A 24,110-nucleotide genomic window follows, 5' to 3' on the forward strand; every position below is an offset into this window, starting at 1 on the left:
GTGTTTGGTAGTATAAATATACGTCTGTCCTTTGTGAAAAAGTGAGATTTATAACCAAAAATCAGGCTCAAGCAAAACCACATTTCACATATAAAAAAGCTCAAACTTTAAAACAAATAGTAGTTCAACCAATCTCATATTTTTTGAATAACTATTGGTGTATTCCCCTAGACCTATTTAGAGATTAATTTACTCGAATCCTATTTAAAGGCGTGATTAAAAAAGATATGCATTAAGCTCATACTTTAAATGATTAAGCATCACAGATTACTCTCATTTTTATCGTGGCTATATTCACTAAATGCTTAAAAATTTTGATTTAGTTACCGATCACGATAAAAAATATGATCAATACAGTTATCTAAAATGGATGAAAATCATTTCATTCGCGCCACGAAATAAAATTAAGACATTGTTCAGTTTATCAAAAAGATCTATATAACTTCACTACAACTAAAAAAGGATTCAAAGGTGTTTATCTAAAATTATGTATCTTTATGTGTGTATAAGATTTTTCATGAACACAGACTACTACTTGGCTCATAAATACGTTAGCTGAAACAGGAGAAGAGTTAATCACAATATTTTTTATTTATTTCATCTTTTTCAAACAATTACACTTTCATTTCATATAAAAAAAACACCTTTGAAAAGGTGTTTTAAAAAATATTGCTTATGGCGTGTGATACATTAAATATAATTCATTAAGATTATCTGGAATCTCTTCTGCAAGTTCATCCATCAGTTGCCCATTACGACGAAATGACTCCATTTGCGGATCTTCATCATCGATGCCACTAAATACCATCATAGGTAACGTCAGGTCGATTAATTGCTCTTCAAACTCTGGTGTGAACCATGCATCTTCATTCAAGAACATGGCATCTACAAAACCGACAGCCCAATCGCCTAAGCTCGATTCAGTATCTGCTTCTTCAACTTCAAATGGAAAGCTAATCCCATCTTCATTGGCTAAACTTTGGCGAATATCGTCTAACCACAATTTAACTTGTGCAATAATATCTTTAGGAACTGCATTGTTTTGACCATCAAATAGCTCAGCTAACCAACGGTCAAAGCTTGGGCCAACGGCAATTGCACTTAAAAAACCATGCGTTGCTGCAAAATCTAAACCATGCTCATTGCTTTCACCATCTAAATATTCGGCAAGCAATTCTAAATCCAAGCTCATTGTATTTCCTCTATTATGGCACTTAGTAATATTTTCAATTTAAAACGACCATAATTTGATTATTCATCATCAAAATCATCATCATCAAAATCGTAATCAAATTCTTTGAGCTCACGCTCTAAACGGCGCTGTGCCAATAGTTCATCAATTAAACGACGTTTTTCTAATGACTCTTTTGCAGTCACTTTACTTGATGAATCATCAAAACTGGTATCATCATCATAACTATCATCTAATTCAAAATCGGTAGAAGACACTCAACTACACCTCAATAATAAAAATTGATCTCTTTAGGCGCTATTTATCTGTGTTAGGAAGTTTTGTCAAGATTTATCTTTTTAAATTTGTTTTTCCAATCATAAAAACCCAATTTAAGGCTGACTTGCACACACAATAAACAATATTGACCCAATATAAACTTACATGTAAACATGGTTATATTACATGTAAACCTTCAATGTAAAATTATTTTTACTTGAAAATAAAAGACTCGTCCCCATTAATAACATAAGTTACAGAACACATGCCATATCAATTGAAACCTAGATGCAGTAAATGGGTAAAACTTCAAAACAATATGACCAAAGCATGGTATTATATATGGTTTTACTGCCACTGATTTAACTAAAGGGTAAGCATAAGATGAGCAATATCAATTCTCCTACTTCTCAAGTAGCGGCTCTGATTAGCCGAGGAAAAGAACAAGGCTATTTAACTTACGCTGAAGTTAATGACCACCTACCAGATTCGATTACTGAAAGTGAACAAATTGAAGACATTATTCAAATGTTGAATGATGTCGGTATTCCTGTACACGAACGTGCACCTGAAAATGATGACACTGTATTTGGTGAATCTAACGATTCAGGCGATGAAGTTGCAGAAGAAGAAGCTGCAGCTGTACTTGCCTCTGTAGAAAGCGAACCAGGTCGAACCACAGACCCTGTACGCATGTACATGCGTGAAATGGGTACTGTAGAACTACTGACCCGAGAAGGTGAAATTAGTATTGCAAAACGCATTGAAGAAGGTATTCGTGACGTCTTGCACTCTATTGCCTACTGGCCAAATGCCGTTGAAGTTGTACTGAAAGAATATGATGAATATAACCAAGGCGAACGCCGTTTAGCAGATATTTTATCAGGCTATCTTGACCCTGAAACAAACGATGATATTCCTGAAGTGATTGAAGATGAAGCATCTTTAGAAACCAAGAATACAACAAATGCAAAAGCCAAAGATGTTAAGCTTGATGATGACGATGAAGACGAAGATGAGTCAAGCGATACAGATGATTCAGATGGCGAATCAGGTCCTGATCCTGAAATTGCAAAAGCACGTTTTGATGAACTGTCTAACGCATGGGAAAAAACTAAAGCAACCATTCAAAAACATGGTCGTAATACACAAGAAGCAGAGGCTGCACTACAAAGTTTAGCTACTGTTTTCATGATGTTTAAGTTTACTCCACGACTATTTGATCTGATTTCAAATATGATTCGTGGTACCCATGAACAGATTCGTCAATCTGAAAGAGAGATCATGCGTTATGCTCTGCGCCGTGGTCGTATGGATCGTAACTTATTTAGAACCACGTTCCCTGGACAAGAATCAAACCCAAGTTGGATTGATCAACAACTTGAAAAAATGCCTGCAGAAACAAAAGGTCATCTTGAAAAAGTACGTCCTGATGTTTTGGCATTCCAACAAAAAATTGCAGATATTGAAACAGATCTAGGTTTACGTGTTGTAGAAATTAAAGATATTTCTAAACGCATGGCTGTTGGTGAAGCTAAAGCTCGCCGTGCAAAAAAAGAAATGGTAGAAGCCAACTTACGTTTGGTGATCTCTATTGCAAAAAAATACACTAACCGTGGTTTGCAATTCTTAGATCTCATTCAAGAAGGTAATATTGGCTTGATGAAAGCGGTCGATAAATTTGAATACCGCCGTGGTTATAAGTTCTCAACCTATGCAACATGGTGGATTCGCCAAGCGATTACTCGATCAATTGCCGACCAAGCACGTACAATTCGTATTCCTGTACACATGATTGAAACGATTAACAAAATTAATCGCGTATCGCGCCAATTGTTACAAGAAATGGGACGTGAACCGACACCTGAAGAATTAGGTGAACGTTTAGAAATGGATGAGGTTAAGGTTCGTAAAGTACTTAAAATTGCCAAAGAGCCAATCTCAATGGAAACACCGATTGGTGATGATGAAGATTCGCACTTAGGTGATTTTATTGAAGATTCAAATATCACATCACCTGTAGATGCAGCAACGTCTGAAGGTTTAAAAGAAGCAACGCGCGATGTGTTAGAAAATCTTACAGAACGTGAGGCAAAAGTACTTAAAATGCGTTTTGGTATTGATATGCCAACAGACCACACTTTAGAAGAAGTAGGTAAACAGTTTGACGTAACTCGTGAACGTATTCGTCAAATTGAAGCAAAAGCATTACGTAAACTACGCCATCCTTCACGCTCAGAGCATCTACGTTCTTTCTTAGAAAACGATTAATACCTGTAATATTCACCCCCTACACTTCAAACGCCTGCTCTTTTGCAGGCGTTCATTGCTAAAGAGGCTCATATGTTAGATCGCACCCCATCAAGAGAACTACGCGAAGACCTTTGGGTATTTCCAATGGACTATCCAATTAAACTCATTGGTGAAGCTGGAGAGCCATTAAAATCAGCAGTGGTAGATATTTTGATCAAACATTTTCCAGAATTTGATGAAAAAACATTATCCATTCAACCTTCTCGAACTGGAAAATATCATTCGATTACCGCACAGCTTCGTTTTGATGAATTGGAACAAGTTCATGCATTGTATGCAGATTTAGCAGCATGCCCTTTAATTAAAACTGCACTGTAAATCGTGTTTCGATCAGACAATTTCTTGTTATGTTATTCCATTTGTTATGACGCCACTTCCTGAGCAAACACCGACTTTAATCATTCGTTGCTTTCAAACACTACAGGACTACACTGCCATGTTTGAAACAATGAAACATTTCACGCATGAACGTGATGTAACACAAGCTGACGAAATTTGGTTGTTACAACATCACCCCGTTCTTACACAAGGTCAAGCAGGAAAGCCCGAACATATTTTAATTGATCGTGGTCTTCCTATTGTACACAGTGACCGTGGTGGACAAGTTACTTGGCATGGGCCTGGTCAGCTTGTCGGTTATTTACTTTTGGATTTAAATCGATTAGGTTGGAATGTCAGAACTCTAGTAAGTTTTACCGAACAATTAATGATTGATCTGCTCAATATTCATCACATTACAGCATATGCAAAACCCAAAGCACCGGGTGTATATGTTGATGAAAAAAAGATTGGTTCTTTGGGCTTTAAAATTCGTCGTGGTTGTAGCTATCATGGCTTTGCATTAAATATCGATTGTGGCTTTGATGGTTTTGAAAGCATTAATCCCTGTGGATATGCTAATTTACAAATGACCACAATCAACCAAATATCAACGTGCCCAGTTGATATTCAGACTGTGCAAGAAAATATTGTACAGTACATGCAAAACACGCAGTTGTTTAGCAAGATCAATGTTATTTTCCAATCATGAACGTGGAATATTGCCATGCCTATACACCATCTAAAACCAACAATGCAAATCGCATACGTCAAAACAATGATGCAAATCATTGGTCGTGGCTTAGTCACTGCAAATGAAGTCGATACAGAGATCCGACAGGAATTTGCTGCGTTGCCTGTTGGTTTTACATTAAGTATGAATGTATTCCCAAAAGGCCCTTCATTTACACTTCAAGTTCAAGAAAATAAGCAACTAAAACTTTTATCTCAATCGATTCAAAAACCCGACTTAACCATCACATTTAAACATTTAAGTTATGCTTACATGGTACTGTCTTTCCAAGAAAGTACAGCTCAAGCGTTTGCAAATGATCGAATGATTGCAAATGGTGATTTATCACATGCGGTACGTTTGGTACGTTGTTTAAATAAAATGGAAGCTATCATTTTACCTAAAACCGTGGCTCGCCTAGCCGTCAAAGAATATCCCAAAAACTTAGATTTTAAAGATAAAATGAATGCTGCTCGTCAAATTTATCTCAAAATTGCTCAATCATTTTTAAAGCGGAGCCAGTAACATGTCTAATTATTACGAATTTTTCTGCCCTGTAAAAATGATTGCAGGTCATGCTGCACTTGAAAATATCCCTTTTGAGCTTCATCTGCTGAATGTAAAGCGTCCTATGATTATTACAGATCAAGGGGTTCGCCATAATAAACTATTACAACCCATTGAAAGCATTTGTAGTAGCGCCAATACATCTATTTCAGCGATCTTTGATAACGTACCACCTGACTCAAGTGTAGACACCGTAAAACAAGCAACTCAACTCTACCGCGACCATCAGTGTGATGCCATTTTAGCAATTGGTGGTGGTTCAGTCATTGATACCGCTAAAGCCGTCAATACCTTAGTCAGTGAAGGTGGTAACGATATATTACAATATGCAGGTGCTCACCACCTTACACAACCGCTCAAACCATTATTTGTGATTCCAACCACATCGGGTACTGGCTCAGAAGCGACGATGGTTGCTGTGATTTCTGACCATAAAAGCAATACTAAAGTCGCGATTGCATCTCAATACTTAATGCCAAATGCAGCCATTTTAGACCCTCGTATGACGCTGACTTTACCCACTAATATTACGGCCATGACTGCCATCGACGCACTAACACATGCGATTGAAGCATATACAGGTTTAGCATCTAACCCTATGAGTGATGCTTATGCCACTGCAGCCATGCAAAAAATTACTCAAAACCTATTACAGGTTTTAGAGTCACCCCTTGACTCACAAAAACGTTTAGAAATTGCACAAGCATCTACCATGGCTGGCATTGCCTTTTCTAATTCCATGGTAGGCCTAGTTCATTCTCTAGGGCATGCTCTTGGTGCAGTGGCAAAGATCCCTCATGGTATTTGTATGAACGTTTTTTTACCTTACGTTTTAGAATACAATCTTTCGGTTAATCATCATAAGGTCGCAGAGCTGTTATTGTATATTGCAGGTGCTGAGACTTATGCTTTGACACCTGCTGAACAACGTGCAGAAAAAACTATTCGTACCATTTTAGATTTAAGAGATCAATTATTTGAACTTACCCACTTACCACGCACTCTGAGAGAAACACGCCAAGTCTTAGCATCACAATTTGATGAAATTATAGATAAAGCGATGAATGATGGTTCAATCATTTATAATCCTAAAGAAGCAACTCGAGAAGATTTAAAAAATATTCTCGAAAAAGCATGGTAAAGATTTTAAATTAAGTAAAGCCTGATATATTAAACATCGGGCTTTTTTAAATACAACGAAAAATACATACTCATAAAATTGTTAACAACAAGTATTTTTTTCTTACATAAATAAGTGAGTTGCTATAGAATCGCCCGCTTAAATTAAAATCGGGGGGATCGTTCGTCCTAAACGATCCTTAAAATATTGAACTGGTCTTTACTTGATCACATTACGAGGATACCGCCGTTGACTAATACATCTGGGACTCAACCGGCAGCTTCACTGCAAAAAACCCTTCTGCTTGGGCACATTATTATTATTGGTTTAGCTTATATCCAACCAATGACCCTCTTTGATACATTTGGTATGGTATCTGAAGCGAGTTTCCAACATGTGCCTACGTCATACTTCTTTGCACTTTTAGCCGTACTTTTTACCGCTTTAAGTTACGGTCATATGATTAGACGTTACCCATCATCAGGCTCTGCTTATACTTATGTGCAGCGCTCAATTCATCCTAATGCAGGCTTCATGGTTGGATGGTCATCTTTACTTGACTACATTCTCAGCCCAATGGTCAATATTTTATTGGCTGTGATTTATCTAACAGACATTTTTCCAAACGTCAATCACTGGGTTTGGGTCATTGGTCTAACTGCATTTATGACTTGGGTCAATTTAAGAGGGATCAAGTTTGTTGCAAACTTTAATGGCCTGATCGTATTTTTTCAGCTCATTGTCATTACTGTATTCACCATCTTAATTATAAAACATTTATCTATAGGTGATACTGCACTTAATGCATTGGGTATGAGTCAAGCACATGATGCCACTTTGTGGTCAACCAAGCCATTATTTAGTGATGAAGTAAAAGTAGGTGCTTTGATTACAGGTGCAACCATTTTATGTTTTTCATTTACAGGGTTTGACGCACTTAGCTCTTTAGCTGAAGAAACAAAAGATACAGATAAAGTATTACCTCGTGCAATTTTCTTAACTGCATTGATTTCTGGCGTAATCTTTATTGTTGCAACCTACTTTATGCAACTTTACTTTCCTGGCAACCCAAGCCGATACTTTTCCGATGTAAACGCAACTCAACCTGATATTTTAAGAATTGTCGGTGGTGAATTGTTCAAATCCATCGTGTTAGGTTTTGCGATCATTACGGTCATGGCTTCGGGCATTTCTGCACATGCAGGTGTCTCTCGCCTGATGTATGTAATGGGTCGTGATGGTGTTTTTAACAAAAAATACTTCGGACATATTAGTGAAAAAAATGCTGTACCCAAGTTTAATATTATTTTAGTGGGTATTATTGCATTATCAGCAGGATTTACAGACTTAGATCATGTGGTATCGCTCATCAGTTTTGGGGCACTTACGGCATTTAGTTTTGTTAATTTGTCTGTGATTTCACAATATGCTTTACGTGAAAGCCGAACCAAAACACCAAAAGATATCTTTAATTTTGTTGTTATTCCTATGCTTGGCTTCATTGCTGTAGGTGCATTGTGGCTACAAATCGACCATGTTGCTTTGAAATGGGGGATTGTATGGGCAATTGCAGGGGTTCTATTTTTAGGTTACAAAACCAAAGGCTTTAAAATTCCACCTCCACAATATAAAAATGATTAAATAAAAAACCAGCGATGCTTCGCTGGTTTTTTTTGCTTAAATAAGCGGTCTAAACCCTTGTTGTCGCCATGCTTCATATACAATCACAGCCGTTGCATTCGACAAATTTAAACTGCGAGAGTTTTCTGCCATAGGTAGCTTAATCCATTGCTCACTTGGAAACATAAGACGGACTGGTTCAGGCAATCCTCGAGTTTCAGGGCCCATAAGTAAAGCAATAGGCCGGTTTAAATCCACTGTATGTGGTGTTGCATGACCTTTTGTGGTTAATGGAAAAATATGTTCAACACCGTGTTGTTTTAAATACAGTACACATTCCTCAATATTATCCCACAACTTCATACGTGCATATTCATGATAATCCAAACCTGCTCTTTTGAGTTTTTTATCATCCAACTCAAAACCTAAAGGTCGAATTAAGTGTAACTGCGCACCGGTATTTGCACACAAACGAATAATATTTCCTGTATTACTTGGAATTTCAGGCTCAAATAAAACAACATGTATCACGTAAAATTCCTTACTTTTTTCGATGGTGTTATTGCCACTGCAATTGCTCTCTCAGTTGAACAACATCTCCAATAATCGTTAATGTCGGTGCTTGAATATCGTGTTCATGTACTTTAGAAACAATACAGCTTAAAGTTCCAATCACCACTTTTTGCTCTGGTGTCGTTCCTTTAGAAATCAAAGCAACAGGCATATTTTCACGTTGACCATGTGCAATTAATTGCTTACAAATGGTACTCAAACCCACCAAACCCATATAAATCACTAACGTTTGGTTTTCGTACACCAACTCTTGCCATGGTAAATCTGGTGAACCTTCTTTTAAATGACCTGTTAAAAATCGGACGCTTTGGGCATAATCTCTATGCGTTAGAGGAATGCCTGCATAAGCAGCACACCCAGATGCTGCGGTAATACCTGGTACCACTTGAAAAGAAATGTTTTCAGTAAAAAGTTCCTGAATTTCTTCACCACCACGACCAAAAATAAACGGATCGCCACCTTTTAAACGACAAACACGTTTACCTTCTTTAGCATACTGTATCAAAAGTTGGTTAATTCCCTCTTGTGGTACACTATGATTCGAGCGTGATTTTCCAACATAGATTTTATCTGCATCACGGCGACACAACTCTAAAACTGCAGCAGACACTAAACGATCATAAATAACAACATCTGATTGTTGCATTAGACGTAAAGCTTTTAGCGTTAAAAGCTCTGGGTCACCAGGGCCTGCTCCAACCAAATAAACTTCACCTTGAGGGGTTTGCCATGCTTCTAAAGCATCATGCATGATCGCTTGTGCTTTTTCTAGCTGATCATTAAACACATGCTCTTTAAGTGAACCTGCATATAGATTTTCCCAAAAAATACGGCGTTCTTCCGGACTAGGAATCTTGGCTTTTACACGTGTACGCCACGCTCCAGAGAATTCAGCCAACTTTCCCATTCCATGCGGAATCATGGTCTCAAGTTGTGTTCTAATTTGCCGAGACAATACAGGCGATGTACCATTTGAGGCAATAGAAATCACTAAAGGCGAACGATCGACAATCGCTGGAACCATAAAACGACAGTGTGGAATATCATCGACACTATTGACTAATAAATTACGTGATTCGCAATACTCAAAGACCGATTGGTTTACCTGAGCATTGTCTGTGGCTGCAATCACTAATTTGTACGGCAAATCAAGATCTGTTTCTGAAAAGTAGCGTTTGAAGATTTGCCCTTTTCCTTGCACAACAAGTGCTTCTAGATCTGCTGACACTTCAGGTGCAACAATATGAATAATTGCACCTGCTTTGTTTAATAAAAATGCTTTACGATAAGCAATACCGCCACCGCCAACAATCAAGCAAATTTGTTGTTTCAATTTTAATGAAATGGGAAAAATATCCACATTAACCCCTTAAATCTGGCAATTGGCTAGACAATAACGCTTGATCTTGTTAATCAATATAAGATGTACCACCCATATATGGACGCAATACCTCAGGAACCTCAATCGAGCCATCTGCTCTTTGATAGTTTTCCATAATTGCTAACAACGCACGACCAACTGCCAGTCCTGAACCATTCAAAGTATGTACAAATTCAGTTTTCTTTTGCTCTGTACGATATCTTGCTTTCATACGACGTGCCTGAAAGTCACCCGTATTTGAGCAGCTTGAAATTTCACGATAAGTATTTTGGCTCGGCACCCACACCTCTAAGTCATAGGTTTTTAATGCACTAAAACCAATATCACCCCCACACAGCAACACTTTACGGTAAGGTAATGCCAATGCTTGTAAAATACCCTCAGCATGTGAGGTCAAATCTTCTAAAGCCTGCATCGAATCTTCAGCTTTAACAATTTGAATCATTTCTACTTTATCAAACTGATGTTGACGAATAAGGCCACGAGTATCACGGCCATAAGAACCTGCCTCACTACGAAAACACGGCGTATGTGCTGCATATTTGAGTGGTAAACGTTGTGCATCTATAATTTCATCACGCACAAAGTTAGTAATCGGTACTTCTGCTGTAGGAATAAGATAGTATTCTTTATCCCCTTTAAGTTTAAACAGATCTTCTTCAAACTTAGGCAATTGCCCTGTACCACGTAAACTATCTGCATTTACCATATATGGGACATAAGCTTCGGTATAGCCATTTTTTAAAGTATGAGTATCGAGCATAAATTGTGTGAGAGCACGCTGTAATCTTGCTAACGGACCTTTAAGTACACTAAATCTCGAACCCGTCAGTTTAGTTGCTGTTTCAAACTCTAATCCCCCCATCATTTCACCAAGATCGGTGTGATCTTTAACGTCAAAGTCAAAATGGCGAGGTGTTCCCCAACGTGATACTTCAAGATTATCTGCTTCACTTTTACCTTCAGGTACAGACGCATCTGGTAAATTTGGAATCGCTAATAATTTATCTTCTAAAGTTGCTTGTAATTCAGATAATTCGATTTCAGCTGCTTTAATTTCATCTGCAATGGCTTGCATACGTGCCATAATTTCGGACGCATCACCACCAGACTTCTTAATTTGCCCAACTTGTTTTGCACCACTATTACGCTCAGCTTGCAAACTTTCAGTTTTTGATTGCAATGTTTTACGGCGAGATTCTAGCTCAGCCCATTCATCTACGTTTAGTTGAACACCACGTTTTGCGAGTGCTAAATTTACAGCCTCAATATTATTTCTAAGTTGCTTTGGGTCAATCATAATTAGTCTGATTACATGAAAAAAACTCCTTATAGTGTAAGCGTTTCCCTGCCAAAAATACAATCAGATTATACAACTTCGTGACTTAGTGAATACTTTTCACCAAGTCAGCGCAGTAAAGATAAACACTTACGGTAAATATTGAGGATTAATCAACGTCTTGGCATCGACATATGGCAAAGTGAGCTCTGTCATTCCTTCAGCATAAGAAGCCAACTCGTACAGTGGATACACAAAAACAAGACCATCTTGACCGTAATAAAAATTATCCGTCGGCTCTAGTTTTCCTGCCTCTATGCCATGTTCTTTTAACCATGGCTCATTGGCACTGTACAATGCCTGATATACTTTCATTTGTTGATCGGTTGAATAAAGATCAGACATCGTGACACGTTTTTGAGTATTAAGATCAAAAATCACATACTCTTTATGATACATCCCATGCGCAGCACCTGCAGAATAGCTATCACTTTCTAAAACAAAAGTAATCAGATGATAATTTTGAGCGATAAACCTAACACTATAATTACTTTGGTTAATATCACTTTCACTGGTCTCCTTAGCAACGACATGCGGTGATTTTGCAAAAGCAAGTGGAGCATCTTTTTTCAACCGTTGTGCAAAATACTCATTCACCCAAGGTAAATTGGTGTCAACACTCTCTATGCTATAAGCCGTACATTCATCAGACTCACAATATACCTTCTGTGGCAAAGCCACACTGACTGTCTTTGCAGACACTGCAGGTAATGCTACTTTTTCTGCTGGTGCTGACGCTGTTTTTGTTGCTTCTTGTTCTGTATTTTGTTTTTGACAACCAGATATAAAAATCACGCCACAGGCCAGACTCAACATCAGGTTGCGTTTAGAGTTCAAAAATTGCATACAACATCACCTTAAATACATTTTCAACTACTATACAAAGGACTTATATGTTATGCACATAGTAAAAATGTATCTTGGCGATCACCTATATCACAATTTATTGATCAATAATATCTGTACCTTTTGGTGGTACAAAATTAAATGTAGACGGTGTAATTTTAGTATTTTTAATCACACGATTAAAGTTAATGGTTGTTGTTTGACCCAATGCATCATTTAAAATCATGACATTCGGTGTACCGTCTTTTGCAAAACCAATACTCAAATCTTGAAAACTACCTTCTGTATTTTTAGGGATAAGTGTGTAATAACTTTTGCTCACATCGGGCTGAGAAACGGTATAAGACTGCATAATTTGTGCAGTATTGCCAGATAAAAGTAATGCAGGTGTATTTGCAACCTGATCACTCACCGTTTGACGTACAACCTGTTGTAAATCTGGATCATAAATCCAAATAGTTTTGCCACTTGTCACAATAATCTGTTTAGACGGTGCCATAGTTTCCCAGTAAAATTTTCCTGGGCGTTCAACTTTCATCACACCTGTAAATTTTTGATTCAGATGCTGTGCTGATACTGCTTTTTTAGGTGCATTACTTTTTATATTTGCTTTTGTTGTTTGTTCAAAATCAGCACTAAAACTACGCAACCCCGTTAATTGACGGACTAGTGCTTGTGTGGCTTGTTGATCTGTTGCTGTCGGTGCTGCATTGACCACAGATGTCATGCCAAAAGAAAAAAAGACCACCATGCTCATTACAGTTGTTTTAATATTCATACTCATCATTAAATCTCGCTTTTATACACAAACTATTGTAAGGATAATCAAGCAAATGCAGTAGTGAAAAATGTATTGAAAAGATACTCTTTTGTGTTGTTATATGCTTAAAGTGTGCTTTTTTTATGGTTTATGAACAAAGCATGAATGAAATAATATGTCAAAAAAAGCACGCTAATGCGTGCTTTTTTAATGTGTTAGAAGCAATTAAGCAGCTTCAATTTTCACATAACGGCGTCCGAACTGGCCTTTTACTTCAAACTTCACTACACCATCAGTAGTAGCGAATAAAGTATGGTCACGTCCCATGCCTACGTTTGCGCCTGCATGGAACTCAGTACCACGCTGACGAACAATAATTGTACCTGCAGTGATCGTTTGACCACCGTAAGCTTTAACACCTAACATTTTTGGGTTTGAGTCACGACCATTTCGTGTCGAACCACCAGCTTTTTTATGAGCCATGTCTATTACTCCTCGTGATTAGCCTGAAATAGCAGTAATTTTCAACTCGGTAAACCATTGACGGTGACCTTGTTGCTTACGATAGTGCTTACGACGACGCATTTTAACAATACGAATTTTGTCGTGACGGCCATGGCTAACCACTTCTGCAGTTACTTTAGCGCCAGCGACTACTGGAGCACCAATTTGAATGTTGTCACCATTTACAAGCATTAAGACATCGTCAAATGCAATCGTAGAACCAGTTTCAACTTTTAAAAGCTCAACTTTAAGCGTTTCGCCTTCAACCACACGGTGCTGTTTACCACCGCTTTGGATTACTGCGTACATAATGTACTCCAACATTGCCCGTGTCGTCGTGCCGATAAAGGAATATATCGATCTTAAAACGCCCGCCACTGGGGGTATATAAAGGTGGAATATTGTATGAAAAAATCATCAAAACAACAAGAGCAGATCACTTTTTTTTCATATACTCTCATATAAGGTTAAAGATCATCTAAAATACATAAAAACGATGCTGCTAATTTAAACAAAGTACATCTAATTTTAGACACCTCACATAACCCTCAAAAAAGTACATGCACTGAGTATTTCATATTTTTTGCATACCAGATCACAAAAATCAATGTTTGCTTTTATAGAAATTTGAGTAAAATTATGACAGTACACATGCTAATGCAAGTATTCACCTCTCGAATGATGCATTTTTATGGTATAACAACATGCCTAAAGTGACACACAGCCAAATACCCTTGGGTTGATCATCTTGCACTTTGGCCAACTCAACATCAATTATCTTCATCAACGAACAAAGGTTTTTTATTGTATGGCCATCGACTTCCAGCAAGATATTCTTTCGCCAGTTGCCACAGATTTTGCTGCAATGGATCAGTTTATTAATGAAGGGATCAGCTCCAAAGTAGCCCTCGTCATGTCTGTCAGTAAGCATGTCGTTGAAGCTGGTGGTAAGCGTATGCGCCCCATCATGTGCTTGCTTGCCGCCCAAGCCTGCGGTCAAACTGATTTAACACAAACACAAAAATTGGCTGCTGTCATTGAAATGTTGCACACAGCAACTTTAGTGCATGATGACGTTGTAGATGAATCTAACTTACGCCGAGGTAGACCAACAGCCAATGCAACATGGAACAATCAAACAGCCGTCTTGGTTGGAGACTTCTTAATTGCACGTTCATTTGACTTATTGGTCGACTTAAATCACATGCCATTGCTTAAAGAATTTTCAACAGGAACATGTGAGATTGCAGAAGGTGAAGTGTTGCAACTACAAGCACAACATCAGCCCGAAACCACAGAAAGCATGTATTTAGACATTATCTACGGTAAAACGTCTCGTTTATTTCAACTGGCAACAGAAGGTGCTGCAATGCTTGCAGGCAAACCTGAATACCGAAATGCATTAAAACAATATGCAGGCCATTTTGGTAATGCTTTTCAAATTATTGATGATATTTTAGACTACACGTCAGACAAAGATACCTTAGGAAAAAATATTGGTGATGACTTAATGGAAGGTAAACCGACTTTACCACTCATTACTGCTTTAAAAAATACACATGGCACCGCACACGATATGATTTATAAAAGCATTGCTACAGGTGGTTTAGATGATTTAGACCAAGTCATTGAAGTGGTACACGCCAGCGGTGCATTAGATTATTGCCGTACACGTGCACATGAAGAAACTCAAGCTGCCATTCATGCACTCGATATTTTACCAGACACTCAAGCACGCCAAGCATTACTTAACTTAGCGCACCTTGCTTTAAATCGTATTCAATAAGAATCTGCCTATGAGAAAAATTAAAAAGTCATTAACCCAAGTATTTAGTAGTATTCAACTACAGCTTGAACAGCCAGAATCTATTCATGAGCAGGCACTCATTCAGCTCATTGAGATCATCCGCCCTAAATCACCCAAAAACATTCAAGAAGTGAAAAAAAATGTGCTTGGCTTCATTCACTTCTTATCAACCGATGCGCAACGCCCTATACTGTTTCGCACCTATTTAATTAAACTCATTTCTAAATACAAGCAAACTAACTTATATACAAATAGTGGGATTTTGTCGCTCGATGGTTTTTGGAATCAGCTTGGTCAACGTATGATGTCACACGTACTGCCACCTGTCTCTGACCCTAGCGAATTAAAATATTTAATCAGCCAAGTGTTTTATTTAAAAACAGATAAATATTGGCTTGAATTAATTGAAATGTCAGATTGGCACACGTTATTACTTCTACTTGATGAACACGAACAACCGACTCCAATAAATACGCATATTGAAGAAAGTATTTTAAAAGCAATAAATGTTTTAAGTTATCGTGTGAGCGGAATTGGTTTGTTTCCTGAGCTGATTTATGCAGATCCGAAAATCAATGAACATGAATCGCCATTCTTAGCACAAAATCGTGAAATTATTGAGCTTATTGAACAATATAGATACTGCATCGAACGTAGATATCAGGTCAGTGTTTGTACACCTGTAGATTCTTCACAAGTTTTTGTGATGCTCGAGCAATGCCAAGGTGTAGTCAGTAATATTCGACGTGCAACAAAACGTATTGGCGTAAGTTTAAATTTAACCTATTTATTGACCGTACTTGAACAAAGTTTAGAACGTATTGAGTCTTTAATTCGAATTTTAGATGAAAAACCTACAGTCAGACATACAGCCATTCGAGATTTGTTGTATGACCTTGTCAAAGCCAACCACAGTGAAAAACGTGTGGGGGCACTTTTGTCGGCAAACAGTGAGCTACTTGCCTTACAAGTCACTGAAAATGCAAGTAAAACTGGTGAAACTTATGTAAGTACAGACAAAAAAGGCTTTTTTGCGATGTATCGAGCAGCCGCGGGTGCAGGTTCAATTATTGCAATCATGTCTGTGATTAAAATTCTCACAGCAAGACTGTCTTTAGCACCGCTTTTTCATGCCATTTCTTATAGCTTAAATTATAGTTTAGGTTTTGTACTTATTCATGTTCTTCACTTTACTGTTGCAACCAAACAACCTGCAATGACCGCAGCAGCTTTAGCATCGACAGTACAGCATAAAAAACGTTCAAAAACAGCACAACTTGCAGAACTTGCCAATCTTATTGTCAATATTATTCGTACACAGTTCATTGCAATTTTAGGTAACATTTCAATTGCTATACCCGTTGCTGCGTTAATAACCTGTATATGGCCTTTTATTTTTGATGAAAAATTACTCACCAATGCAAAAGCAGTTTCATTATTACATGCACTAGACCCATTTACCTCTTTAGCAGTACCACACGCAGCGATTGCTGGCGTCTGTTTATTTTTATCAGGTTTGATTGCTGGTTATTTTGATAATATGGCAATTTACAGACGTATTGGGCCACGCCTTAAACATCATCAAGGTTTAAATAAAATTTTGGGTCAAGAACGATTAGATCGTTTTGCCAACTATATTGAACGCAATTTAGGTGCTATTTCAGGGAATTTTATTTTTGGCTTCATGCTAGGCAGCATGAGTACGATTGGTTTTATCTTAGGTCTCCCATTAGACATTCGTCATATTGCTTTTGCATCTGCCAATTTAATTCAAGGACTCATCAGTATTAATGGTTCACCCGACCTTGGATTAATTTTAGTTTCAATTTTAGGCGTTATGCTCATTGGGATTACAAACTTATTCGTCAGTTTCACTTTGACAATTATTGTTGCGCTTCGCTCTAGGCGTGTACGTTTTGAACAATGGAAACCACTTGCAAAATTGGTAATTACCCATTTTATTAATCGACCAAGCGACTTTTTTTGGCCACCTAAGCGCCAAAATATGTCTAAAATTGACGTAAATCAAACACAAAATAAAGAACATTGATTTTATTTTAGGTTATATTTTAACAGGTAAGATTTCAAAAAATAATTTGTGATAGAGCTTACAACTTGAAAAAAAGTGTACTCACGAGTACACTTTAAAATAATCATATACAAACAACTGATAATAGGTGTAATACATGGCGTATTACGTATTGATTTTAGGGTTTTTGTGTTTATCTTGCGGCATCTATATGCTCCTAAATATAAATCTGCATACACTAGATAACAACCTACTTCTTCTAATCACACAATACCGCTCTACGTTTTTAAATGATTTCAGCATACTTCTTTCTAAACTTGGGGGTATGCCTGCTTTCATTTTTGTTGTATTTGCTTATTTTGTTTGGTTTATACGAAAAAAGAGGTTCACTCAAACTATTTACTTATTACTAAGCAGTGTGGGTTCTATTTTTATAGGATGGTCACTGAAGTATGTGGTAGATCGTGGTCGGCCTCAAATAATAGAACATCTGGTTCAAAGTTATGGTGCATCTTTCCCGAGTGCTCATAGCCTATATGCAGCTGTTCTAGCAAGCTTTATTGCACTATTTATCTGTAAAGACTCACAAAAAAAGAGTGCTAAAATATTGTTATTTTTAGTTTTCTTCTGGCCTCTGTTCATGGGGGTTTCTCGTGTTTACTTAGGAGTGCATTATCCATCAGATGTACTCGCTGGTTGGGGTATCGGTTTTATTTGGGTAAGTTTGCTTTACTTGTTTTATCAGAAAAAGTATATGCCCCATTGTGGTGAAAAATCAAAGTTAAAAATAGAGGTGAAATCATGAGGTCAGCTAAATTTTTAGCACCAGCGCTAAGCATATGTGCTTTAGCACTCAGCCTAACATTAGTAGGTTGTGGTAAAAATGAATCGAGTCAAAACAATGCCGCAGGAGGAGGTAACCAACAAGCGCCTAAACCCGAAGTTGGTGTAATCACAGCACAAGCACAAGGTATTGCACAGTCAATTGTATTGTCGGGGCGTACCACAGCATATCAAGTAGCTGAGATTAGACCACAAACCAGTGGTATTGTTTTACGTCGCTTATTTACCGAAGGTAGCTATGTTCGTGAAGGTCAAGCACTCTATGAGCTAGATTCTCGCAGTAACAATGCAACTGTAGAAAATGCTAAAGCAAGTTTAATGCAACAAAAAGCCAATCTTCTCGCTTTAGAAACCAAATTACGTCGCTATCAACAATTACTTGCAAGCAATGCCATTGCAAAACAAGATTTCGATGACTTAACAGGTCAAGTCAATGTTGCTAAAGCACAAGTTGCGGCATCTCAAGCGCAAGTGAGTAACAGCGAAATTGATCTAGGCTATTCAACCATTCGTGCACCTATTTCTGGCCAATCTAGCCAATCTAATGTCACTGTCGGTGCTTTAGTCACTGCGGGGCAAACCAATGCAATGACTACGATTCGTCAACTTGATCCAATTTATGTAGACATTAATCAATCAAGTAGTGATTTATTACGTTTACGCCAAAGTTTAAGCCAAGGTACGATTGATCGTAGCAACAATACCAAAGTTCGCTTAAAACTCGAAGATGGTACGTACTATCAAAATGAAGGCAATTTAGCCTTTTCAGATGCTAGTGTAAATGAGCAAACAGGGACTGTTACTTTACGTGCAGTATTTCCAAACCCTAAACACCTACTCTTACCTGGTATGTATTCACAAGCAGAAATTGTACAAGGTGTTGTACCTAATGCATTTTTGATTCCACAAATGGCTGTATCTCGTTTGCCTTCTGGCCAAGCAGCAGCACTGGTTGTCAATCAAAAAGGCGTGATTGAGTCTCGTATTGTTGAAACCAATGGTACGCAAGGGCAAAATTGGATTATTACTAAAGGTCTAACCAATGGTGATCGTGTGATTGTAGATGGTGTGGCTAAAGTGAAAGAAGGTATGGAAGTTAATACAAAACCATATCAAAGCCATACACCAGCTCCTGCAGCAGCAAACAAACCAAATGATGCGGCAAAAACGAGTAGTACAGCGAGCGAGCCAAGTACTCAACAACAAAAATCAACCGTTTAAAGGATAGGATACAATGGCTCGATTCTTTATTCACCGCCCCATTTTTGCATGGGTGATTGCTTTAGTCATTATGCTTGCAGGGATCATTTCTTTGCTCAGAATGCCTATTTCGCAATATCCAACCATTGCGCCACCAAAGATTTCCATTAGTGCTGTCTACCCTGGTGCATCTGCAGAAACCATCGAAAATACCGTCACCCAAGTCATTGAACAACAGATGAATGGGTTAGATGGCTTACGTTATATTAGCTCAACCAGTTCCGCCACAGGTGCTGTGAGCATTGAAGTTAACTTTAATCAAGGTGTTAACCCTGATATTGCACAAGTTCAAGTACAGAACAAACTGCAAACAGCAACATCTTCATTACCCGATGTCGTACAACGCCAAGGGATTACAGTTAAGAAGTCTGGTGCCAGTTTCTTACAAGTACTTTCCTTTTACTCTCCAGATAATTCTCTTGATGGCGCATTCATTAAAGATTACGTCAATAGTCACATCTTTGATACTTTAAGCCGTGTCAGTGGTGTCGGTGAAGTCCAAGTATTTGGTGGATCTTACTCGATGCGTATTTGGCTAGATCCAGCAAAACTCAATAGCTATCAACTCACACCAAGTGATATTTCAGCCGCCATTCAAGCGCAAAATGCACAGGTGGGTGTTGGTCAAATTGGTGGAGCACCTTCTGTTCCGGGTCAAATTATTAATGCAACAGTCAATGCACAAAGCTTATTGCAAACGCCTGAACAATTTAAAAACATTATTTTAAAAAATAATGGCGGTGCAATTGTTCATTTAAGTGATGTCGCTAAAGTAGAGCTTGGTTCTTCTGACTATGCATATGATAGTAAATTTAATGGTAAACCAGCTGCAGGTATTGCACTTCGCTTATCAACAGGTGCCAATGCTTTAGATACTTCAAAAAATATTGAAAAAGCGCTCGAACAACTTCGTCCGAACTACCCTGCTGGCTTAAAAGATGATATCGCTTTTGACAGTACGCCATTTATTAAAATTTCGATTGAAAATGTGGCACGTACCTTGGTTGAAGCGGTCATTTTAGTCTTTATTGTCATGTTCTTGTTCTTACAAAACTGGCGTGCAACTATTATTCCAACACTTGCAGTACCCGTTGTTGTATTAGGTACTTTTGCGGTGATTGGTACATTAGGCTTCTCTATCAATACATTAACCATGTTTGCCATGGTGTTAGCTATTGGTCTATTGGTCGATGATGCGATTGTTGTCGTGGAAAACGTAGAACGGATCATGGTCGAAGAGCACTTAGACCCTGTCACGGCAACTGAAAACTCCATGACCCAAATTTCAGGGGCATTGGTTGGTATTACTACCGTATTAACGGCCGTGTTTGTACCTATGGCATTTTTCACAGGCACAACAGGGGTAATTTATCGCCAATTTTCTATTACACTTGTGACAGCGATGGTCTTGTCATTGATCGTTGCGTTAACATTTACACCTGCACTATGTGCAACCATTTTAAAGCAACACGAAAAAGATAAACCTGAAAGTCAATCAATTGTTGCTAAGTTTTTTAGATGGTTTAACCACAGTTTTGAACGTATTTCACAAAAATATCAAAACGGTGTGAACCGTATGACGCATCATCGTCTATTGTCTGGTATTTTCTACATTGCTATAGTTGCTGTTTTAGGTCTATTGGTTAAATCACTGCCAAACTCATTCTTACCCGATGAAGACCAAGGGGTCATTATGACCTTAGTACAGCTACCACCGAATGCAAGTTTAGAACGTACAGGTAAAGCATTAGATGAGATTGAACAATACTTCACGCATCAAGAAAAAAATGCAGTTGAGTCTGTGTTTACAGTATCAGGATTTTCATTTACAGGACAAGGCCAAAACCAAGGTCTCGCTTTCGTTAAACTCAAAGATTGGAAAGACCGAAAATCTCCAGACGTACAAATTGGAGCAGTTACAGGTCGTGCTATGGCCCTCAATGGCATAGTAAAAGATGCATCTTTGATTTTCCCATTACAACTTCCTGCAATGCCTGAGCTTGGTACAAGTGCTGGCTTTGACTTTATGTTAAAGGATGTTGGTAATAATGGTCATGCAAAACTCGTTGCAGCACGTAATACAATACTAGGCCTTGCATCTCAAGATAAGCGTATTGGAAATATCAGACCTAATGGTATGGAAGACACTGCCCAGTATCAGATCAATATCGATAAATCTAAAGCAGGTAGCTTAGGTGTAAGTATTGCTGATATTAATAGTGCAATGAGTGTCGCTTGGGGCGGTAGTTATGTGAATGACTTCCTTGATCAAGGCCGTATCAAGAAAGTGTACTTACAAGGTGAATCGTCATCTCGCATGCAACCTGAAGATTTAAATAAATGGTATGTGCGTAACAACGTTGGCAGTATGGTTCCTTTCTCTGCATTTACTACAGGTTATTGGTCTTACGGCTCACCAAGCTTAATTCGCTATAACAGTTCATCTGCAATGGGACTACAAGGTGGTCCTGCACCGGGTGTCAGCTCGGGTGAAGCAATGCAAGCAATGCAAGACATTATGCAAAAGCTTCCAGAAATGGGGATGACAGGATTCTCTTATGAATGGACAGGTTTATCTTTAGAAGAAAAAGATTCAAGTGGACAAGGTATTTATGTATACGGACTATCTATCTTGATTATTTTCCTTTGCCTTGCAGCCATATATGAAAGCTGGTCTATTCCATTTTCAGTATTACTCGTTATTCCAATTGGTATTATTGGTGCAGTCTCTTTAACATTCTTTGGGTTTTATGTACTCAAAAATCCAAACCTTGTGAATAATATTTACTTTCAGGTCGGTATTATTTCGGTCATTGGTTTATCGGCAAAAAATGCGATCCTTATTGTAGAGTTTGCAAAAGAGCTCCAAGAAAAAGGAGAAGAATTATTTGATGCCACTCTACACGCTGCTAAAATGCGTTTACGTCCAATTATTATGACCACTCTCGCTTTTGGTTTAGGTATTTTACCTTTAGCCATCTCTAGTGGTGCTGGTGCAGGAAGTCAACACTCTGTCGGATATGCTGCACTTGGTGGTGTAATTAGCTCATGCTTACTGGGTATTTTCTTCATTCCTGTATTCTTCGTGTGGGTACGTAGCATTTTTAAATATAAACCAAAAACAACACCTTCTCAGGAGCATAATTCGTAATGCAAAATATATGGTCTATTACAGGTCGTAGTCTTGCAGTATCTACGCTCGCAATTGCTTTGGCTGCCTGCCAAAGCATGCGTGGGCCAGAACCTGCCGTGAAAGCAGATATTCCTGCAAACTATGCTTCCTCAAATCAAGCACAAGGCAAATCGATTGCAGAACAAGGCTATAAAGACTTTTTTTCAGATGCTCGTCTAATTCAAGTCATTGATCTTGCACTCAATAATAATCGTGATTTACGTACCGCTGTACTCAATATTGAAAAAGCGCAAGCACAGTATCGAATTACTGAAAATAACCGCCTACCCACACTAAACGGTAGTACTACCTTTAATCGCGTTCAAAGTGCAGATACAGGTTATAACCCTATCAGCGTCTACTCTGTGGGCTTGGCTGTCACCTCTTACGAATTAGATTTTTGGGGTCGTGTCAAAAGTCTTAAAGATGCAGCTTTAGATAACTACTTAGCGCTACAAAGTACAAAAGATGCCACGCAAATTAGTTTAATTAGTAGTGTGTCTGAGGCATGGCTCAACTACTCTTACGCAAGTGCTAATTTGAAACTTGCAGAAGACACACTAAAAACTCAACTTGAAGCATATCAGCTCAATAAAAAACGTTTTGATGTGGGTATTGATAGTGAGGTTCCATTACGTCAAGCAGAAATTTCTGTAGAAACAGCACGTGCAGATGTGGGTAATTATAAAACTCAAATGATGCAAGCCAGTAATGCACTGAACTTACTCGTTGGTCAAAGTGTACCTAAACAACTATTGCCAAGTACCAATATTAAACAAGTGACCAAAGAAAATGTATTTTCAACAGGTTTGAGTAGTGACTTGCTGACAAATCGTCCTGATTTACAACAAGCGGCTTATAGTTTAAGTGCAATGGGTGCAAATATTGGCGCAGCCAAAGCACAACTCTACCCGAACATTAGTTTAACGAGCAGTGCAGGTCTTGCCTCTACAGATCTATCAGACTTGTTTAAATCAGGTTCATTTATTTGGTCAGTTGCACCATCATTAAACATTCCAATCTTTGATTGGGGTACACGTAAAGCAAATATCAAAATTGCAAAAATCAATCAAGAGATTGCTTTAGCCAGCTATGAAAAAAGCATTCAAACAGCGTTTAGAGAAGTGAGTGATGCTCTTGCAACCAAGCAAAATATTGGTGAAAGACTACAAGCACAAAACAACTTAGTGAATGCAACTAACCGAACCTATGCATTGTCAAATGCACGCTACCGTGCAGGAATTGATGGTTATTTAACCGTTCTCAGTGCCCAAAAAGATGCTTATAATGCACAAAAATCATTATTGGCATTGGAACAATCTGCATTAAATAATCAAGTTGAACTCTACAAAACACTTGGTGGTGGTGTGAAAATGTACACTACCGACCAATTGGTACATCAAGCTGCAAGTGCAGACATTCAAAAATCACAATAATGTAAAAAAATGCCCAATTAATTGGGCATTTTTTATCAC

General features: G+C 38.1%; 21 protein-coding genes. 12 read left to right on the forward strand and 9 right to left on the reverse strand.

Translation table 11 applies throughout. The features are described from left to right. Positions 1 to 673: 673 nt before the first annotated feature. Both I2F17_RS00670 and I2F17_RS00675 read right to left on the reverse strand, forming a co-directional pair. Positions 674 to 1,192, reverse strand: a complete 519-nt coding sequence (locus I2F17_RS00670) for a YecA/YgfB family protein (protein ID WP_196423274.1) — start codon at positions 1,190 to 1,192, stop codon at positions 674 to 676. Between the two features lie 59 nt (positions 1,193 to 1,251). Further along, positions 1,252 to 1,449 (reverse strand): PA3496 family putative envelope integrity protein, encoded by a 198-nt coding sequence (locus I2F17_RS00675; protein WP_196423275.1) that lies wholly within the window; start codon positions 1,447 to 1,449, stop codon positions 1,252 to 1,254. A gap of 385 nt (positions 1,450 to 1,834) precedes the next feature. Between I2F17_RS00675 and rpoD the strand changes: the two genes are divergently transcribed. From rpoD to I2F17_RS00705, 6 genes are all read left to right on the forward strand, one after another. Further along, the gene (gene rpoD / locus I2F17_RS00680) at positions 1,835 to 3,721 is read left to right on the forward strand and encodes an RNA polymerase sigma factor RpoD (protein ID WP_211138836.1); all 1,887 of its coding nucleotides are present in this window, start codon (positions 1,835 to 1,837) and stop codon (positions 3,719 to 3,721) included. 72 nt (positions 3,722 to 3,793) lie between these two features. Then, positions 3,794 to 4,081 (forward strand): YbeD family protein, encoded by a 288-nt coding sequence (locus tag I2F17_RS00685; protein WP_196423277.1) that lies wholly within the window; start codon positions 3,794 to 3,796, stop codon positions 4,079 to 4,081. Between the two features lie 46 nt (positions 4,082 to 4,127). After that, complete coding sequence (lipB, locus tag I2F17_RS00690) at positions 4,128 to 4,793, forward strand: lipoyl(octanoyl) transferase LipB (RefSeq protein WP_196423278.1); 666 nt, start codon at positions 4,128 to 4,130, stop codon at positions 4,791 to 4,793. Positions 4,794 to 4,808: 15 nt separating this feature from the next. After that, the gene (locus I2F17_RS00695) at positions 4,809 to 5,339 is read left to right on the forward strand and encodes a hypothetical protein (RefSeq protein ID WP_196423279.1); all 531 of its coding nucleotides are present in this window, start codon (positions 4,809 to 4,811) and stop codon (positions 5,337 to 5,339) included. Position 5,340: 1 nt separating this feature from the next. Continuing rightward, entirely contained in the window at positions 5,341 to 6,522 is a 1,182-nt protein-coding gene (locus tag I2F17_RS00700; RefSeq protein WP_211138837.1) for an iron-containing alcohol dehydrogenase, read from the forward strand. Between the two features lie 228 nt (positions 6,523 to 6,750). After that, complete coding sequence (locus I2F17_RS00705) at positions 6,751 to 8,142, forward strand: APC family permease (RefSeq protein WP_196423281.1); 1,392 nt, start codon at positions 6,751 to 6,753, stop codon at positions 8,140 to 8,142. Between the two features lie 36 nt (positions 8,143 to 8,178). Here I2F17_RS00705 and I2F17_RS00710 read toward each other — a convergent pair whose 3' ends face one another. The 7 genes from I2F17_RS00710 to rplU all read right to left on the reverse strand — a co-directional run bounded on the left by I2F17_RS00710 (position 8,179) and on the right by rplU (position 13,833). Then, a complete protein-coding gene (locus tag I2F17_RS00710) occupies positions 8,179 to 8,652 on the reverse strand; it encodes a tRNA (cytidine(34)-2'-O)-methyltransferase (RefSeq protein ID WP_196423282.1) in 474 nt (157 codons plus the stop codon). Positions 8,653 to 8,680: 28 nt separating this feature from the next. Then, positions 8,681 to 10,054: a siroheme synthase CysG gene (gene cysG, locus I2F17_RS00715; RefSeq protein ID WP_211138838.1), complete on the reverse strand. Its 1,374-nt coding sequence runs from the start codon at positions 10,052 to 10,054 to the stop codon at positions 8,681 to 8,683. Positions 10,055 to 10,103: 49 nt separating this feature from the next. Then, positions 10,104 to 11,375, reverse strand: a complete 1,272-nt coding sequence (gene serS / locus I2F17_RS00720; protein WP_211138839.1) for a serine--tRNA ligase — start codon at positions 11,373 to 11,375, stop codon at positions 10,104 to 10,106. A gap of 129 nt (positions 11,376 to 11,504) precedes the next feature. Further along, the gene (locus tag I2F17_RS00725; protein WP_211138840.1) at positions 11,505 to 12,260 is read right to left on the reverse strand and encodes an RsiV family protein; all 756 of its coding nucleotides are present in this window, start codon (positions 12,258 to 12,260) and stop codon (positions 11,505 to 11,507) included. Positions 12,261 to 12,357: 97 nt separating this feature from the next. Next, on the reverse strand, positions 12,358 to 13,017 hold the full coding sequence (gene lolA, locus I2F17_RS00730; RefSeq protein WP_235985123.1) for an outer membrane lipoprotein chaperone LolA: 660 nt from the start codon (positions 13,015 to 13,017) through the stop codon (positions 12,358 to 12,360). A gap of 228 nt (positions 13,018 to 13,245) precedes the next feature. Then, positions 13,246 to 13,503 carry a 50S ribosomal protein L27 gene (rpmA, locus tag I2F17_RS00735; protein WP_211138841.1) on the reverse strand — a complete coding sequence of 86 codons (258 nt, stop codon included), beginning with the start codon at positions 13,501 to 13,503 and terminating at the stop codon, positions 13,246 to 13,248. Between the two features lie 18 nt (positions 13,504 to 13,521). Continuing rightward, complete coding sequence (rplU, locus tag I2F17_RS00740; protein ID WP_196423287.1) at positions 13,522 to 13,833, reverse strand: 50S ribosomal protein L21; 312 nt, start codon at positions 13,831 to 13,833, stop codon at positions 13,522 to 13,524. 499 nt (positions 13,834 to 14,332) lie between these two features. Here rplU and sdsA point away from each other — a divergent pair, with 499 nt between their 5' ends. The 6 genes from sdsA (at position 14,333) to adeC (ending at position 24,071) form a co-directional block, all read left to right on the forward strand. Continuing rightward, positions 14,333 to 15,310 (forward strand): All-trans-nonaprenyl-diphosphate synthase, encoded by a 978-nt coding sequence (gene sdsA, locus I2F17_RS00745; RefSeq protein ID WP_196423288.1) that lies wholly within the window; start codon positions 14,333 to 14,335, stop codon positions 15,308 to 15,310. A gap of 10 nt (positions 15,311 to 15,320) precedes the next feature. Then, on the forward strand, positions 15,321 to 17,381 hold the full coding sequence (locus I2F17_RS00750) for a site-specific recombinase (protein ID WP_213014394.1): 2,061 nt from the start codon (positions 15,321 to 15,323) through the stop codon (positions 17,379 to 17,381). 136 nt (positions 17,382 to 17,517) lie between these two features. Further along, positions 17,518 to 18,165 carry a phosphatase PAP2 family protein gene (locus tag I2F17_RS00755; protein WP_211138842.1) on the forward strand — a complete coding sequence of 216 codons (648 nt, stop codon included), beginning with the start codon at positions 17,518 to 17,520 and terminating at the stop codon, positions 18,163 to 18,165. Continuing rightward, the gene (locus tag I2F17_RS00760) at positions 18,162 to 19,424 is read left to right on the forward strand and encodes an efflux RND transporter periplasmic adaptor subunit (RefSeq protein ID WP_211138843.1); all 1,263 of its coding nucleotides are present in this window, start codon (positions 18,162 to 18,164) and stop codon (positions 19,422 to 19,424) included. Before I2F17_RS00755 ends, I2F17_RS00760 begins: the two co-directional genes overlap by 4 nt. A gap of 13 nt (positions 19,425 to 19,437) precedes the next feature. Then, positions 19,438 to 22,614: an efflux RND transporter permease subunit gene (locus I2F17_RS00765; protein ID WP_211138844.1), complete on the forward strand. Its 3,177-nt coding sequence runs from the start codon at positions 19,438 to 19,440 to the stop codon at positions 22,612 to 22,614. Next, complete coding sequence (gene adeC / locus I2F17_RS00770) at positions 22,614 to 24,071, forward strand: AdeC/AdeK/OprM family multidrug efflux complex outer membrane factor (RefSeq protein WP_196423291.1); 1,458 nt, start codon at positions 22,614 to 22,616, stop codon at positions 24,069 to 24,071. The genes I2F17_RS00765 and adeC overlap by 1 nt, the downstream gene beginning before the upstream one ends. Positions 24,072 to 24,110 lie beyond the last annotated feature (39 nt).

The sequence above is a fragment of the Acinetobacter baretiae genome, from assembly GCF_015627105.1.
GTDB classification, from domain to species: Bacteria; Pseudomonadota; Gammaproteobacteria; order Pseudomonadales; family Moraxellaceae; genus Acinetobacter; species Acinetobacter baretiae.